This window comes from Sanguibacter sp. 25GB23B1 (assembly GCF_040012415.1).
Classification (GTDB): Bacteria; Actinomycetota; Actinomycetes; order Actinomycetales; family Cellulomonadaceae; genus Sanguibacter.
The window spans coordinates 53,599-70,000 of the sequence record NZ_JBDYKL010000022.1 but is presented as its reverse complement, the minus strand read 5'-3'; the positions used below and the strand labels follow the sequence as shown (position 1 = coordinate 70,000).

General features: G+C 70.0%; 14 protein-coding genes. 13 read left to right on the top strand and 1 reads right to left on the bottom strand.

Annotated features, from left to right (window positions below; genetic code table 11):
• Positions 1-61 precede the first annotated feature (61 nt).
• Positions 62-1,420 carry a glycoside hydrolase family 6 protein gene (locus ABKW26_RS12990; RefSeq protein ID WP_348594189.1) on the bottom strand — a complete coding sequence of 453 codons (1,359 nt, stop codon included), beginning with the start codon at positions 1,418-1,420 and terminating at the stop codon, positions 62-64.
• A gap of 373 nt (positions 1,421-1,793) precedes the next feature.
• Here ABKW26_RS12990 and ABKW26_RS12985 point away from each other — a divergent pair, with 373 nt between their 5' ends.
• From ABKW26_RS12985 to nuoL, 13 genes are all read left to right on the top strand, one after another.
• Positions 1,794-3,089 carry a geranylgeranyl reductase family protein gene (locus tag ABKW26_RS12985; protein WP_348594188.1) on the top strand — a complete coding sequence of 432 codons (1,296 nt, stop codon included), beginning with the start codon at positions 1,794-1,796 and terminating at the stop codon, positions 3,087-3,089.
• A complete protein-coding gene (locus ABKW26_RS12980) occupies positions 3,086-3,448 on the top strand; it encodes an NADH-quinone oxidoreductase subunit A (RefSeq protein ID WP_348594187.1) in 363 nt (120 codons plus the stop codon). Before ABKW26_RS12985 ends, ABKW26_RS12980 begins: the two co-directional genes overlap by 4 nt.
• Before the next feature lie 69 nt (positions 3,449-3,517).
• Complete coding sequence (locus tag ABKW26_RS12975) at positions 3,518-4,069, top strand: NADH-quinone oxidoreductase subunit B family protein (RefSeq protein WP_348594186.1); 552 nt, start codon at positions 3,518-3,520, stop codon at positions 4,067-4,069.
• Positions 4,066-4,920, top strand: a complete 855-nt coding sequence (locus tag ABKW26_RS12970) for an NADH-quinone oxidoreductase subunit C (protein WP_348594185.1) — start codon at positions 4,066-4,068, stop codon at positions 4,918-4,920. Before ABKW26_RS12975 ends, ABKW26_RS12970 begins: the two co-directional genes overlap by 4 nt.
• Positions 4,917-6,275: an NADH-quinone oxidoreductase subunit D gene (locus ABKW26_RS12965; RefSeq protein ID WP_348594184.1), complete on the top strand. Its 1,359-nt coding sequence runs from the start codon at positions 4,917-4,919 to the stop codon at positions 6,273-6,275. Before ABKW26_RS12970 ends, ABKW26_RS12965 begins: the two co-directional genes overlap by 4 nt.
• Positions 6,272-7,228, top strand: a complete 957-nt coding sequence (gene nuoE / locus ABKW26_RS12960) for an NADH-quinone oxidoreductase subunit NuoE (protein WP_348594183.1) — start codon at positions 6,272-6,274, stop codon at positions 7,226-7,228. Before ABKW26_RS12965 ends, nuoE begins: the two co-directional genes overlap by 4 nt.
• Positions 7,225-8,574, top strand: coding sequence for an NADH-quinone oxidoreductase subunit NuoF (gene nuoF, locus ABKW26_RS12955; RefSeq protein ID WP_348594182.1), 1,350 nt, complete (start codon positions 7,225-7,227; stop codon positions 8,572-8,574). The genes nuoE and nuoF overlap by 4 nt, the downstream gene beginning before the upstream one ends.
• Positions 8,574-11,315, top strand: coding sequence for an NADH-quinone oxidoreductase subunit G (locus ABKW26_RS12950; protein ID WP_348594181.1), 2,742 nt, complete (start codon positions 8,574-8,576; stop codon positions 11,313-11,315). The genes nuoF and ABKW26_RS12950 overlap by 1 nt, the downstream gene beginning before the upstream one ends.
• Positions 11,315-12,664: an NADH-quinone oxidoreductase subunit NuoH gene (gene nuoH, locus ABKW26_RS12945; protein WP_348594180.1), complete on the top strand. Its 1,350-nt coding sequence runs from the start codon at positions 11,315-11,317 to the stop codon at positions 12,662-12,664. The genes ABKW26_RS12950 and nuoH overlap by 1 nt, the downstream gene beginning before the upstream one ends.
• The gene (gene nuoI / locus ABKW26_RS12940) at positions 12,657-13,334 is read left to right on the top strand and encodes an NADH-quinone oxidoreductase subunit NuoI (RefSeq protein WP_348594179.1); all 678 of its coding nucleotides are present in this window, start codon (positions 12,657-12,659) and stop codon (positions 13,332-13,334) included. Before nuoH ends, nuoI begins: the two co-directional genes overlap by 8 nt.
• Positions 13,334-14,143 (top strand): NADH-quinone oxidoreductase subunit J, encoded by an 810-nt coding sequence (locus tag ABKW26_RS12935; RefSeq protein ID WP_348594178.1) that lies wholly within the window; start codon positions 13,334-13,336, stop codon positions 14,141-14,143. The genes nuoI and ABKW26_RS12935 overlap by 1 nt, the downstream gene beginning before the upstream one ends.
• Position 14,144: 1 nt before the next feature.
• Positions 14,145-14,444, top strand: coding sequence for an NADH-quinone oxidoreductase subunit NuoK (gene nuoK / locus ABKW26_RS12930; RefSeq protein WP_098455199.1), 300 nt, complete (start codon positions 14,145-14,147; stop codon positions 14,442-14,444).
• A 15-nt stretch (positions 14,445-14,459) separates the two neighbouring features.
• The gene (nuoL, locus tag ABKW26_RS12925) at positions 14,460-16,400 is read left to right on the top strand and encodes an NADH-quinone oxidoreductase subunit L (protein WP_348594177.1); all 1,941 of its coding nucleotides are present in this window, start codon (positions 14,460-14,462) and stop codon (positions 16,398-16,400) included.
• Positions 16,401-16,402 lie beyond the last annotated feature (2 nt).

Genomic DNA, 16,402 nt, shown 5'->3' with positions numbered 1-16,402 from the left:
ACCCGTCTGAGCGGCTCGGACGGGAGCGGGCCTCTGTCGCTCTCTGAGCCCTAGCGGTGCGTCACCAGCTGGCGTTGCGCGCCATCTCGAGGGCGATCTCCTGCCACCACTGGCCGGCACCGGGGCCGCCGTTGCAGGACCCGTCGCTCTCGCCGGGGAGCTTCACCCACAGCAGCGCCGCGAGGTGGGTCCCGTCGGAGACGAGCCGTGGCTGCTCGCCGAGGGCACGGCCGCGCGGGTTGCACCACTCGCCGTTGGACCCGTTGCCGTTGCGCGACGTGTCGATGACGAACGGCTTCCCGCCGACGGCTGCGGAGACCGTCTCGCCGTAGGCGCGGGAGTCAGCGGTGCTCTGGTAGTTCGACGTGTTGAGCGCGAACCCCTCGGCGTGCTGGAAGCCGATCTGGTTGAGCCGCGCGGCTGCGGTGGTCGCGGGGAGCCAGCCGGAGTGGCCGATGTCGATGAAGACGCGTCCGCCGGCCTCCGACAGCTTCTGCGAGGCGTAGGAGAGGTAGCCTGCGCGGTCGCCCTGGCCGTCGCAGTCGCCGAGCTGGGCGAGGGCGTCGGGCTCGAGGACGATGATCGGCTCGCCGGTGATGCCCGAGGCGATCGTGTCGATCCACGCGGCGTACTCGCTCGTGGCGACGCCGCCGGCCGAGTGGTTGCCGCAGTCGCGGCCGGGGATGGCGTAGACGACCAGGGTGCCGGTCTTGCCTGCCGCTGCTGCCCGTCCGGTGTACGCCGCGACGTCCTCCTTCGCGAGCGTCGCGTCCGTCCAGTCGCCCACCCAGAGGGACTGCGGCGTGAGCGCGATCTTCGCGAGGAGCGCCTTGTCGGTGCCGCTCGCCGCCGACCACGCGACGTAGGACTGCGTGTCCGTGTCGGCGAACAGCCCGCTCGTCGTCGCCGGCGGTGCCGTCGGCTCCTCGGTGGGCTCGGGGGTGGGCTCTGCTGTGGGCTCTGCCGTGGGGGTCGGGGTCACCGGCGGCTCCTCAGGGGTGCTCGTCCCGGTGCAGGGTGTCCCGTTGAGGGTGAACGACGTCGGCTCGGCGTTCGTCGAGCCGTCCCACGTCCCGATGAACCCGAAGGTCGTGCTCGATCCCGTGGCGAGCGAGCCGTTGTACGAGGCGTTCGACACGGACACGGTGGCTCCGGACTGGTTCGCGACGCCGTTCCACAGCTGGCTCACCTTCTGGCCGTCGGCATAGGTCCACCCGACGGTCCACGTCGACACGGGGGAGCCGAGGTTCGTCACGGCGACGCTGCCCTGGAACTGCCCGCCCCACTGGCCGGTGACGTCGTACTCGACCTGGCAGCCGGCGGCGGCGGCCGCGGTCGTCGAGGTGGCGAGGGCGCCGAGTCCGGTGAGTGCGACCGCGATCGCGGAGAGCGCGGCGGTTCGCCTGGTGGTGCTGATCATGCGTCGTCTCCACTCTGGGGAGGTCCCCGTGAGCTGGGGAGCGCCCCGTGATGTTCGGCGTGCCGGGCTCGACCGCCGGGTCGTCGGCCTCCACCGTAGACGGGGATCAATCGGGACCAAAACGACCTAAAGGTTTAGGGGGGTGCTCGGGCCGGCATCCGGTCGTGTCGGAGCGCCCTCGTGCCAACCCTGACGGCGCGTCGGCAACCAAGGGAAGCCTTAGCAGACAGGGCGAGCCCACATGACTAGAGTGGCCACTGTGTTTGTGACGCGCTTCACAAATACGGCGATCTCGACGCGCGTCCAGGCCGAGGACCGGCCACGACGCCGGGATCGTGCAGGCACGTCAGGCTGGTCGTGGACAGGCGGAGACATGAGACTGAACAGGACAGATGACGCCGACGTCATCGTCGTGGGGGCGGGGCCTGCCGGGTCGACCGCTGCCCACTACTGTGCGGCCGCCGGTCTCGACGTCCTCCTCCTCGAGAAGTCCTCCTTCCCCCGGGACAAGATCTGCGGCGACGGTCTCACCCCGCGCGCCGTCGGCGAGATGGTCCGCATGGGCGTCCCCATCCGCGAAGAGGACGGCTGGATCCGCAACATCGGCCTCCGTGCCGTCGCCGGCGGGCGCTCCTTCGAGTTTCCCTGGCCCGAGCTCAAGGCCTACCCCTCCTACGGTCTCGCCCGCTCGCGGATGAACCTCGACCAGACGCTCGCCGAGCACGCCCGCAGCACCGGCGCCAAGCTCATGGAGCGCACGAACGTCACCGGCCCGCTGCTCGACGAGCGCACCGGCCGCGTGGTCGGCGTGACCGCGCGGCCCGTCGACGACAACGGCCGTCGGGCCGGCGACGAGGTGACCTACCGTGCACCGGTGGTCATCGCCGCCGACGGCGTCTCGGCCCGCATGGCCATCGCGCTCGGCATCGAGAAGTCGCTCAAGCGCCCGATGGGCGTCGCGGTGCGTACCTACTTCACGAGCCCGCGGCACGACGACCCGTGGATGGAGTCCCAGCTCGAGCTCTGGGACGGCGTCCCGGGGAAGTCGAACCTCCTGCCCGGGTACGGCTGGATCTTCGCGCTCGGCGACGGGACGGTGAACGTCGGCCTCGGCTCCGTGTCCTCCACCGCCGCGGCGACGAAGATCGACTACAAGAACCTCTTCGCCCGATGGATGGCCAACGCCCCGGAGGAGTGGGAGTTCACGCCCGAGAACCAGATCGGGCCGGTGCGCGGTGCTGCGCTGCCCATGGCGTTCAACCGCAAGCCGCTCTACACCCGCGGCATGATGCTCGTCGGCGACTCCGGCGGCATGGTGAGCCCCTTCAACGGCGAAGGCATCGCGTACGCCATGCAGGCCGGCCGGGTGGCCGCGGACACGATCGCGCAGGCGCGCTCGCGGACGACCGACGCGGCGCGCGAGCGTGCGCTCGCCACCTACCCCGAGATCATGTCCCGCGACCTCGGTGGGTACTACACGCTCGGTCGCTACTTCGTGAAGCTCATCGAGCACCCCCAGGTCATGCGGATCTGCACGAGGTACGGGCTGCCGCAGCCGCTCATCATGAAGCTCGTCGTCAAGCTCCTGTCCGACTGTTACGAACCCCACGGTGGCGACGTCGTCGACCGCGTCATCGCGGGACTCACGAGGGTGGTGCCGAAAGCATGACAAATCCCTACGTCCCGCTCCTCGTCCTCATGGGCATCGCGATGGTGCTCGCCCTCGGGGGCGTCGGAGCCAGCGCGCTCATCGGACCCAAGCGCTACAACCGGGCGAAGCTCGACGCGTACGAGTGCGGCATCGAGCCGACACCGCTCGCGCCCGGGGGCGGCCGCTTCCCGGTGAAGTACTACCTCGTCGCGATGACGTTCATCATCTTCGACATCGAGGTCGTCTTCCTCTACCCCTGGGCCGTGGACTTCGCGACGCTCGCCACCTTCGGGCTCGTCGCGATGCTCGCCTTCCTCGCCCTCATCACCGTCCCCTTCATCTACGAGTGGCGCAGGGGCGGGTTCGAGTGGGAGTGAACCGAGCCCACAGCACCGTCCCGGGCAGCAGCTGCCCGGTCGAACCGCGCGACGAAAGGTACTGACACCATGGGGATCGAAGAGGCTCCTTCAGGATTCCTCCTGGCCACGGTCGAAGACCTCGCGGGGTACTTCCGCAAGGGGTCGCTCTGGCCCGTGACCTTCGGGCTGGCGTGCTGCGCGATCGAGATGATGGCCGCGGGCGCGAGCCGCTTCGACCTGTCCCGCTTCGGCATGGAGGTCTTCCGGGCCTCGCCGCGCCAGGCCGACCTCATGATCGTCGCCGGGCGCGTGAGCCAGAAGATGGCCCCGGTCGTCCGTCAGGTCTACGACCAGATGGCCGAGCCCAAGTGGGTCCTGTCCATGGGCGTGTGCGCCTCGAGCGGCGGCATGTTCAACAACTACGCCATCGTCCAGGGTGTCGACCACATCGTCCCCGTCGACATCTACCTCCCCGGCTGCCCGCCGCGCCCGGAGATGCTCATCAACGCGATCCTCGAGCTGCACAAGCAGATCCAGACCGAGCCGCTCGGCGTCAACCGCCGTGAGACCGCGCGTGCCGTCGAGGCGGCCGCGCTCGAGGCGACCCCCACCTCCGCGATGAAGGGGCTCCTGCGGTGAGCACCGAGAACCAGGACAGCACCCCGAAGACCGACAGCACACAGGCACCGACCCCCACGGAGGCCACCCCGGGCAGCACGGTGACACCGGGCGGCGACGTGCTCGCCGAGGGCACCGCGCCGGCCGGCGGGGCGTCGAGCGCACCGAGCGTCTTCTCCCCGGGCACACCGCTCGAGGTCGTCGAGGTACGCACAGGCATGTTCGGCGTGCACGGCTCGGGCGACACGTCCGGATACGGCGGACTGACCCGTCAGGTCGTCATGCAGCGGACCAGCCCGCGGCCCTACGGGGGCTGGTACGACGAGGCCGTGGACGTCCTCGCCGAGGTCCTCGCCGAGGCCGGCGTCCCGTTCGACTCCGCGATAGAGTCCGTGCTCGTCGACCCGCCCTTCGAGTCGAGCAAGCACTCGGAGCTCACGCTGCACGTGGCGCGCGAGCACCTCGTGGCCGTCTGCCAGGCGCTCCGCGACGACCAGGACCTCCGGTTCGAGATGAGCCTCGGGGTCTCGGGCGTGCACTACCCGCACGAGGCCGGACGGGAGCTGCACGCCGTCTACCACCTCACGTCGGTGACGCACGGTCGGAGCCTGCGCCTCGAGGTGTCGGTGCCCGACGCCGACCCGCACGTCCCGTCGACCACCACCGTGTACCCGACGAACGACTGGCACGAGCGCGAGACGTGGGACTTCTTCGGCATCGTCTTCGACGGCCACCCTGCGCTCGCACGCATCGAGATGCCCGACGACTGGCCAGGTCACCCGCAGCGCAAGGACTACCCGCTCGGCGGGATCCCCGTGGAGTACAAGGGCGCGACCATCCCGCCGGCCGACCAGAGGAGGTCCTACTCATGAACGCGTCGACGACCGCAGGACGAGCCCCCCGTGCCACCCGCGCGCCGCTCGACGACGAGGGCGTCCGGAGCTTCGAGGCGTCCGGCGGCGACTGGGACGAGATCGCGGCCGAGGCCGCCGAGCTCGGCGAGGAGCGCATCGTCGTCAACATGGGCCCGCAGCACCCGTCGACCCACGGCGTGCTCCGGCTCATGCTCGAGATCGACGGCGAGACGGTCACCGAGGCCCGATGCGGCGTCGGCTACCTCCACACCGGCATCGAGAAGAACATGGAGTTCCGCACGTGGACGCAGGGCGTGACGTTCTGCACCCGCATGGACTACCTCGCGCCGTTCTTCCAGGAGGCGGCGTACTGCCTCGGCGTCGAGCGGCTGCTCGGCGTCGCTGACGACGTCCCCGAGCGGGCGCAGGTCATCCGTGTGCTCCTCATGGAGCTCAACCGGATCGCCAGCCACCTCGTCTGCCTCGGCACGGGTGGCAACGAGATGGGCGCGACGACCGTCATGACCATCTCCTTCACGGCGCGCGAAGAGATCCTGCGGATCTTCGAGATGATCACCGGGCTCCGGATGAACCACGCGTTCATCCGCCCGGGCGGCGTCGCCCAGGACGTCCCGGCCGGGCTCGGCGAAGAGTTCCGCCGGGTCGAGGTCGAGGTCCGCAAGTACATCAAACAGCTCGGCGACCTCCTGCTCGCCAACCCGATCTTCAAGGCGCGCCTCGTGGGCGTCGGCCACCTCAACCTCGCCGGCTGCATGGCGCTCGGCATCACCGGCCCCGTCCTGCGTTCCGCAGGTCTTCCCTACGACGTCCGCAAGGCCAAGCCCTACTGCGGCTACGAGACGTACGACTTCGACGTGCCGACCTCGACGGACGCCGACTGCTACTCGCGCGTCGTCCTGCGGATCGAGGAGTGCTACCAGTCGTTGCGGATCGCCCAGCAGTGCATCGAGCGGCTCGAGAAGACGACGGGCGACCCCGTGATGATCGCGGACAAGAAGATCGCCTGGCCCGCCCAGCTCGCCATCGGGACCGACGGCATGGGCAACTCGCTCGACCACATCAAGGACATCATGGGGTCCTCGATGGAGGCCCTCATCCACCACTTCAAGCTCGTCACCGAAGGTTTCCGGGTGCCGGTCGGTCAGGTCTTCCAGACTGTCGAGCACCCGCGTGGTGAGCTCGGTGCGCACCTCGTGTCCGACGGCGGGACCCGCCCCTACCGGGCGCACTTCCGTGACCCGTCCTTCAACAACCTGCAGGCCGTCGGGCTCATGTGCGAGGGCGGCCAGGTGGCCGACGTCGTCGTGGCCGTCGCCTCGCTCGACCCCGTTCTCGGAGGAGTGGACCGATGACCACCGACACCCACGCGGGTGGTGCCGGCGACGGCGCCCAGCGCACGCGCGGCGGCTACGACGCCGCGACCCACGCCCGGCTTGCCGCCGACTCGGCGCAGATCATCGCCCGGTACCCGGACCCGCGCTCTGCGCTCCTGCCGATGCTCCACCTCGTGCAGGCCGAGGACGGCTACGTCTCTCGGGACGGCATCCACTTCTGCGCGCACACGCTGGGCATCACCCCGGCAGAGGTGTCCGCGGTCGCGACCTTCTACACGCAGTACAAGCGTCGTCCCAACGGGACGTACACGGTGGGCGTCTGCACGAACACCCTCTGCGCGATCATGGGCGGCGACGAGCTCTTCGACGAGCTGTCCGAGCACCTCGGCATCGGCCACGACGAGACGACCGAGGACGGCGCGATCACGCTCGAGCGCATCGAGTGCAACGCCGCCTGCGACTACGCGCCCGTGATGATGGTCAACTGGGAGTTCTTCGACAACCAGACGCCCGCGAGCGCCTCCGAGGTGGTCGACGACCTCCGGCTCGGCAAGGACGTCGTGCCGACGCGTGGTGCATCGTCCGTGTGCTCCTTCAAGGCCATGTCCCGCGTGCTCGCCGGTTTCAGCGACGGCCGCGCCGACGAGGGCATCGGTGCTGGCCCTGCGACGACGGAGGGCACACGCCTGGCGCGCGAGAGGGGCTGGGAAGCGCCGGAGAAGGCACCGGCGGCCGACGCCGAGGACGGCGGCGCAGCGGCGACGCCGGGCTCGACCGAGTCCGCTGCGACCACCGAGAGCAAGGACGCCGCCGCGAAGTCAGCGGCGACGCCGACGACCGGTGGCGAGCAGTCGAGCGCCGAGCGCGCTCCCGAGGGGCCGGCCGACACGTCGTCGCACACGCAGACGTCGACGTCCTCGACTCCGCCCCCTGACGACGACACCGACACGACGCAGGAGGACGGCAAGTGAGCACTCACCTCGCACCGGTTCTCAGCTCCTTCTGGGACGCCGAGAGCTCGTGGACGCTCGCCACGTATCTCGACAACGGTGGCTACGAAGGCCTGACCGCTGCGCTGGCCATGGCGCCCGCGGACGTCGTGCAGACCGTCAAGGACTCCGGGCTGCGGGGTCGTGGCGGAGCCGGTTTCCCCACAGGCATGAAGTGGGGTTTCCTCCCTGCGCCCGACGGCGGCCCGCGCTACCTCGTCGTCAACGCCGACGAGTCCGAGCCGGGGACCTGCAAGGACATCCCGCTCATGCTCGGGAGCCCGCAGCTCCTCGTCGAGGGCGTCATCATCACGTCCTACGCCATCGGCTGCAACCACGCGTTCATCTACATCCGCGGCGAGGTCCTCCACGTCTACCGACGCGTCCTGCGCGCAGTCGAGGAGGCGTACGCGGCCGGGTACCTGGGCAAGAACATCCAGGGCTCGGGCTTCGACCTCGACGTCACCGTCCACGCCGGTGCCGGTGCCTACATCTGCGGCGAGGAGACTGCGCTGCTCGACTCCCTCGAGGGCTTGCGCGGCCAGCCGCGGCTCAAGCCCCCGTTCCCGGCCGTCGCCGGTCTCTATGCGCGCCCGACCGTGGTGAACAACGTCGAGTCCGTCGCGTCCGTCCCGCAGATCGTCGCGCGTGGCGCCGCGTGGTTCACGTCGATGGGCACCGCGAAGTCAGCGGGCCACGGCCTCTTTTCGCTGTCGGGGCACGTGACCCGGCCGGGGCAGTACGAGGCGCCGCTCGGCATCACGCTCCGCGAGCTGCTCGAGATGGCGGGCGGGGTGCGCGGCGGGCGGGAGCTGAAGTTCTGGACGCCGGGTGGCTCGTCCACACCGATCTTCACGGCGGAGCACCTCGACGTCCCCCTCGACTACGAGTCGGTCGCGGCCGCCGGATCCATGCTCGGTACCCGCGCCCTGCAGATCTTCGACGAGACGACGTCCGTGGTGCGCGCCGTGACCCGGTGGACGGAGTTCTACGCCCACGAGTCCTGCGGCAAGTGCACCCCCTGCCGCGAGGGCACCTACTGGATGAAGCTCGTCCTGCGCCGCATCGAGGCGGGTCACGGCACGCAGAGCGACATCGACACGCTGCTCGACACGTGCGACAACATCCTCGGTCGGGCGTTCTGCGCCCTGGGCGACGGTGCCACCTCGTGCATCACGTCCGCGATCCAGTACTTCCGTGAGGAGTTCGAGGCCGGTATGCACACCCCTGCGAGCGAGCTCTTCCCGCCCGAGCGCTCAGCGCTGTTCGACTACACGCCGCGAGCACGCGACGGCGTCCTCGCCGGCGTCGCCGCGGGAGGTCACTGATGAGCGTCACCGACGACACGAAGAAGGTCGCGCCCGGCCAGGGCGCCGCACCGGCCGCGAAGCCCGCCCCGCCCGCCGAGGTGAGCTTCACCATCGACGGCGTCGAGATGTCCGTGCCGAAGGGCACCCTCGTCATCCGTGCAGCGGAGGAGCTGGGCATCCAGATCCCGCGCTTCTGCGACCACCCGCTCCTCGAGCCCGCCGGAGCCTGCCGCCAGTGCCTCGTCGAGGTCGCGACCCCGGACCGTGAGGGCAACGTCCGCCCCATGCCCAAGCCGCAGGCCTCGTGCACCCTCGAGGCGACTCCCGGGATGGTCGTCAAGACGCAGCACACCTCACCCGTGGCCGACAAGGCGCAGCACGGCATCATGGAGATGCTGCTCATCAACCACCCGCTCGACTGCCCCGTCTGCGACAAGGGCGGCGAGTGCCCGCTGCAGAACCAGGCGATGAGCAACGGTCGCCCGACGAGCCGTTTCGTCGAGGTCAAGCGCACCTTCCCCAAGCCGATCGCCATCTCCACGGAGATCCTCCTCGACCGTGAGCGCTGCGTCCTGTGCCAGCGCTGCACGCGGTTCTCCAAGCAGATCGCGGGCGACGCGTTCATCGACCTGCAGAAGCGCGGGGCGATGCAGCAGATCGGCCGCTTCGACCCGGAGGTCCTCGGCTTCGCGACGGACACGTCCGTCCCTGGCCTGAGCCCGACCGGTGCACCCGATCCTCTCGTCGTCTCCGACGAGTACTCCGACGGTCCTGCGCTCTCCGGTGTCGACGCCCCCGTCGGTGGAGCGGAGCCCGACGAGTCCGGCGCACCGTTCGCCTCCTACTTCTCCGGCAACACCGTCCAGATCTGCCCCGTGGGCGCGCTCACGGGCGCGGCCTACCGCTTCCGCTCACGGCCCTTCGACCTCGTCTCGACGCCCTCGGTGTCCGAGCACGACTCGTCCGGCTCAGCCATCCGCATCGACCACCGGCGCGGGACCGTCATGCGCCGGCTCGCCGGCGACGACCCCGCCGTCAACGAGGAGTGGATCACCGACAAGGACCGCTTCGCTTTCGCATGGCAGACGGCAGCGGACCGCCTCCGTACGCCGATGATCCGCGACCGCGGCGAGGACGGTTTCCGTGGCGAGCTGCGACCCGCGAGCTGGATGGAGGCGTTCGACGCCGCCGCCGAGGGGCTGCGGGCCGCGCGTGAGCCGGACCGACACTCGAACGGCGGGGTCGGCGTGCTCCCAGGTGGTCGCCTGACCATCGAGGACGCCTACGCGTACGCGAAGTTCGCGCGGACCGCGCTCGAGACCAACGACATCGACTACCGCGCCCGCGTCCACTCTGCCGAGGAGGAGGCGTTCCTCGCCGCCGCCGTGGCGGGGTCGGGGATCGGCGTGACCTTCACCGACCTCGAGCACGCCGAGGTCGTCCTCCTCGTGGGCATCGAACCCGAGGAGGAGGCCGGGGTCGTCTTCCTCCGGCTGCGCAAGGGTGCGCTCGCGCACGGTCTGCGGGCCTTCGCGGTCGCACCGTTCGCCACCCGCGGCCTCCAGCGCATCGGTGAGAAGGGCGGCACGCTCCTGCGGGCGGCTCCCGGCACCGAGGCGGAGGTGCTCGACGCTGTCGGCACCGAGCCGGAGCTCGACGAGCTGCGCGAAGCCCTCGAGGGCGCTGAGCCTGGCCGGGCCGTCGTGCTCGTCGGCGAGCGCCTCGCCGGAGTTCCCGGCGGGCTCTCCGCCGCGCTGCGGCTCGCGAACCGCACCGGGGCACGTCTCGCCTGGATCCCACGCCGCGCCGGCGAGCGGGGCGCGGTCGAGATGGGCGCGCTGCCGTCGGTCCTCCCGGGCGGTCGACCGGTGGCCGACGCCGCCGCACGTGTCGACATCGCCGCGGCCTGGGGTTCCGTCACGCTCCCGCAGGCTCCCGGTCGCGACACCGCCGGGATCCTCGGCGCACTCGCGTCGGGCGAGCTGCGCGGCGTCGTCGTCGGTGGACTGGAGCTCTCTGACCTCCCTGACCCGGTGGGCGCTCGCGCGGCCCTCGAGGTCGCGGACTTCGTCGTCTCGCTCGAGGTGCGCAGCAGCGACGTCACCGACCTTGCCGACGTGGTCCTGCCCGTCGCGCCCCCGGCCGAGAAGGCCGGTGCGTTCTGGAGCTGGGAGGGTCGCGTGCGACCGTTCGGCCAGGCGCTCGAGTCCACCGCGATGGCGGACCACCGGGTGCTCGACGCGATCGCCGACGCCCTCGGCGTCCAGCTGGGCCTGCCCACCCTCGGTGCAGCGCGGGCCGAGATCGAGCAGCTCGGCGCCTGGGACGGGACGCGTGTCGTCGCCCCGGACGTCGAGTCGCTCGAGCCGCCGCAGATCGACCCGGGCCAGGCGGTCCTCGCGTCGTGGCGCATGCTGCTCGACTCCGGCCGACTCCAGGACGGCGAGGCCTTCCTCGCAGGCACGGCCAAGCGCCCGGTCGCCCGGGTCTCGGCCGCCACGGCAGCCTCGGTCGTGGTGCCGGACCGCGCAGGCGGCCTCCTCGACGGGGAGCCGCTCACGGTGTCGACCGCCCACGGCTCCATCACCCTTCCCGTGGTGGTCACGGACATGCCCGACCACGTGGTCTGGCTGCCGATGCGGTCGCCGGGCTCCTCGGTGCACCAGTCGCTGTGCGCAGCTCCCGGTTCCCTCGTCCGGCTCTCGGGCGTCGTCCCCTCGACGGACGCGGCCGCACGACACGAAGGGCAGGACGCCTGATGGTCGACTTCTCGAACGACACGATCTGGACGTACGTCGTCAAGGCCGTGCTCATCCTCGTCTTCCTCCTCACGAGCGTGCTCATCGCGATCTGGTTCGAGCGCAAGGTCGTCGCGCGGATGCAGGTGCGGCCCGGGCCCAACGTCCACGGGCCCTTCGGCCTGCTGCAGTCGCTCGCCGACGCGATGAAGCTCCTGCTCAAGGAGGACATCACCGTCAAGGCGGCGGACAAGTTCGTCTACATCCTCGCCCCGATGATCGCCGTGTTCGCGTCGCTGCTGACCTTCGCGGTCATCCCGCTGGGCCCGCAGGTGACCATCCCCTTCACGAACATCTCGACCCCGGCGCAGCTCACCGACTTCCCGGTCGCGGTGCTCTACATCCTCGCGTGCGCGTCGGTCGGCGTGTACGGGATCATCCTCGGCGGCTGGGCGTCCGGCTCCACGTACCCCCTGCTCGGGGCGGTGCGGTCCACCGCCCAGGTCATCAGCTACGAGCTCGCCATGGGCCTCTCGCTCGTGAGCGTCTTCATCATGGTCGGCTCGATGTCGACGAGCGAGATCGTCGACTACCAGACGGACTACTGGCTCGTCATCCCGCTCATGCCGGCGTTCATCATCTACGTCATCTCGATGGTGGGGGAGACCAACCGGCTCCCGTTCGACCTCCCGGAGGCCGAGGGCGAGCTCGTCTCGGGCTACATGACCGAGTACTCCTCGATGAAGTTCGCGTGGTTCTTCCTCGCCGAGTACATCAACATGATCAACGTCTCGGCCGTCGCCACGACGCTCTTCATGGGCGGCTGGCGGGCACCGTGGCCGCTGTCGTCGGTCAACGACGGCATGTTCAACGAGGGCTGGTGGCCCATCGCGTGGTTCCTCGTGAAGATGTGGGGCTTCATGTTCCTCTTCGTGTGGATCCGCGGGACGCTCCTGCGGCTGCGCTACGACCAGTTCATGAAGTTCGGGTGGAAGGTCCTCATCCCCTTCGCGCTCGCCTGGATCGTCTGCGTCTCCGTCATCCGCGGCCTGCGCGACTTCCACGACGTCAACCTCCAGAGCGTCGGGATCGGGATCTTCGTCGTGGCAGCCGTGGTGCTCCTCGTCATCCAGCTCATCCCGGAACGCAAGAGCGCGGAGGCCGCTCCGGCGGCCGACGCCCCCTTCGACGCGTTCGCCGACGGCTTCCCGGTGCCGCCCCTGCCGGGCCAGAAGCTCCCACCGTCGCCGCGCGCCGAGCGCCGAGCCCGCGCAGCGGTCGGGGCAGGCCCCACCACAGACGCAGGGACCACAGAGCCCGCGTCCGACGACACCCCACCAGCGACCGGCAAGGAGGCCCACGATGAGTGAAGATCCGAAGCCCTATGAGCCCCTGATCGAGCAGCCCTCGGGGCTGGCCGAGATCCTCGCGCCCGTCGCCGGGTTCGGCGTCACGCTGTCCTCGATGTTCCGGCCGACGGTCACCGAGCAGTACCCGTTCGAGAAGGTGCCGACCAAGCCCCGCTACCACGGCCGCCACCAGCTCAACCGGTACGCCGACGGCCTCGAGAAGTGCATCGGCTGCGAGCTGTGCGCCTGGGCGTGCCCCGCGGACGCGATCTACGTCGAGGGCGCGGACAACGCAGCCCTGCCCGACGGCGCCCACCGGTCGCCGGGGGAGCGCTACGGGAGCGTCTACCAGATCAACTACCTGCGCTGCATCTTCTGCGGCCTGTGCATCGAGGCGTGCCCCACGCGGGCGCTGACGATGACGAACGAGTACGAGCTCGCCGGCCCGACGCGTGCGGGCATGATCTGGGAGAAGGAGGACCTCTTGGCGCCGATGCGCGAAGGGATGCTCGCCGCCCCGCACCCGATGGTGCCCGGGACGACCGACACCGACTACTACCGCGGCGAGATCACGGGCCCGTCGACCGAGCAGGTCGACTGGGTCGCCGAGCACCGACCGGACGACGCGACCCTCGAGTCCGCGACAGCAGCAGCACAGGCCGCCGCCGCGTCCGCCCGGGCGGTGCGCTGATGGTCGGCGCCGGCGAAGCGGTCCTCTTCTGGTGCCTCGCACCCGTCATGGTCGTCGCCGCCCTCGGCCTCGTCTTCGCGCGCAAGGCGGTCCACGCGACGCTCTGCGTCGTGTTCGTCATGGTGTGCCTCGCGGTGCTCTATGTCGCGAACGAGGCGCCGTTCCTCGGGATCGTGCAGATCGTCGTGTACACCGGTGCCGTGATGATGCTCTTCCTCTTCGTCATCATGCTTGTCGGTGTGGACGCCTCGGACTCCCTCGTCGAGACCATCCGCGGCCAGCGGCTGGTCGGGTGGCTCCTCGGTCTCGGCCTCGGTGCGGTGCTCGTCGGTGTGCTCACCCGGGTCGCCTTCCCCGAGGGGGTCGGGCTCGCCGAGGCGAACGAGGTGACGAACCCTGTCGGGCTCGCCCGCATCCTCTTCACCGACTTCGTCTTCGGTCTCGAGATCGTCGGCATCCTCCTCGTCACCGCGGCCCTCGCCGCCCTGACGCTCACGCACAAGCAGAGGCTCGTGCCGCGCGTCGGACAGAAGGAGATGGCGGCGTCCCGCGTCGCCGGCGGCGGGTCGCTCGTGCCGCTCCCGGCACCCGGTGTGTACGCCCAGCGCAACGCGATGGACGTGCCCGCGCTCGACGCGCAGGGCCGTCCGATCACGGCCTCGGTCTCGCGTGTCCTGCGCATCCGCGGGCAGGAGCGCGGCGCACCGGTCGAGTCCGAGATCCTCGGTCTCGACGACTCGGGTGCGCCCGGCCGGCTCGCCGGCCCTGCCCGCCGGGACCCCGCCGACACGACCGAAGAGGAGAGCTGACATGGACCTCAGCAACTATCTGGTCCTCGCCGCCATCCTCTTCACGATCGGCGCCGCGACGGTGCTCCTGCGCCGCAACGCCATCATCGTGTTCATGGGCATCGAGCTCATGCTCAACGCGTCGAACCTCATGTTCGTCACGTTCGCGCGCATGCACGGGGACCTCACCGGCCAGGTCGTGGCCTTCTTCGTCATGGTCGTCGCCGCCGCCGAGGTGGTGGTGGGTCTCGCCATCATCGTGTCCATCTTCCGAACCCGCAGGTCCGCGTCGGTCGACGACGTCAACCTGCTGAAGAACTGAAAGGGAGCGGTCGGATTGGACACGTCACTGATCGATGCTGCCTGGCTGCTCATCGCCATACCCCTCGTCGGGGCGGCGGTCCTGCTCCTCGTCGGGCGGCGCGCCGACGGCTGGGGACACTGGCTGGGCGTCCTCGTCTCGGCCTCGAGCTTCGTCGTCGGGCTCCTCGTCATCCTCGCTCTGCTCGGCCGTGACGCGAACGACCGCGTCGTCGACGTCCACCTCTTCTCGTGGATCGACGCGGGGACGCTGGACGTCGACGCCGGCCTGCGGATCGACCCCCTGAGCATGACGTTCGTCATGCTCGTGACCTTCGTCGGCACGCTCATCCACGTCTACTCGGTCGCCTACATGGAGCACGACGCGGACCGGCGGCGGTTCTTCGCGTACCTCAACCTCTTCGTCGCCGCGATGCTCACGCTCGTCCTCGCGGACTCCTACCTCCTGCTCTTCGTCGGCTGGGAGGGCGTCGGCCTGGCGTCGTACCTGCTCATCGGGTTCTGGAACCACGTGCCCGCGAACGCGACGGCCGCCACCAAGGCGTTCGTCGTCAACCGCGTGGCCGACGTCGGGATGATCGTCGCCCTCATGCTCATGTTCGCCACCTTCGGCGCGGTCGACTTCGCGACCGTCTTCGCCGGTGCGGGCTCGTCCACGGACACCGCCGTGCTCACGGCGATCGGCCTCGTCCTCCTCGTCGCGGCGTGCGGCAAGAGCGCCCAGTTCCCGCTCCAGTCCTGGCTCGGCGACGCGATGGCCGGACCCACGCCGGTCTCCGCGCTCATCCACGCGGCGACCATGGTCACCGCGGGCGTCTACCTCGTGGTGCGCTCGGGGCCGATCTTCACCGAGGCCCCCACAGCGCTGCTCGTCACGGCGATCGTCGGTGCGGTCACGCTGCTCTTCGGGGCGATCGTCGGCTGCGCCAAGGACGACATCAAGAAGGCCCTCGCGGCCTCGACCATGTCGCAGATCGGCTACATGATGCTCGCCGCCGGGCTCGGCCCGATCGGCTACGCGTTCGCGATCTTCCACCTCCTCACGCACGGGTTCTTCAAGGCCGGCATGTTCCTCGGTGCGGGCTCGGTCATGCACGGTATGGACGACGACGTGAACATGCGCCGCTTCGGCGCGCTGTCGAAGTACATGAAGATCACGTGGCTCACCTTCGGCGTCGGGTGGCTCGCCATCCTCGGCATCCCTCCGTTCTCGGGGTTCTGGAGCAAGGACAAGATCATCGAGTCCGCGTTCGCCGCCGACGGCGCGCAGGGCTGGCAGCCGTGGGTCTTCGGCACCGTCGCGCTCGTCGGCGCAGGCATCACGGCGTTCTACATGTCGCGACTGTTCTTCATGACCTTCCACGGAGACAAGCGGTGGGCCACCGAGCTGTCCGACGGGTCCGTGACCCCGGAGACCCCGCAGCGGCACCCGCACGAGTCCCCGGCGCTCATGACATGGCCGATGATCATCCTCGCCGTCGGATCGGCCGCCCTCGGAGGCGTCCTCATGATCGGCGGTACCTTCGCCACCTGGCTGGAGCCCGTCACGGGGCACGTCGAGCACCACGAGCCCGTGCTGCCGATCCCCGTGATCATGGTGGCCACCCTGGCGCTCGTCCTCGCCGGCGCGTTCCTCGCCTGGCGTCAGTACGCCGCCTCCGCGGTCCCGGTGGTGCCGCCACGCGGCACGGTCCTCACACGGGCGGCCCGCGTCGACCTCTACCAGGAGGTCGTCAACCAGAATGTCCTCCAGCGCCCTGGGCAGTACCTCACGCGGTCCCTGGTGTACGCCGACAAGAAGGTCGTCGACGGCGGCTTCATGGGCTTCGCCGGGCTCCTCGGCGTGCTCGGCATCGGCGTGAAGCGGATGCAGAACGGGTACGTGCGGTCCTATGCCGCCATGATGCTCGCCGGCTTCGGCGTGCTCGTCGTGGTCGTCCTGAGTGTGTGGAACTGAGA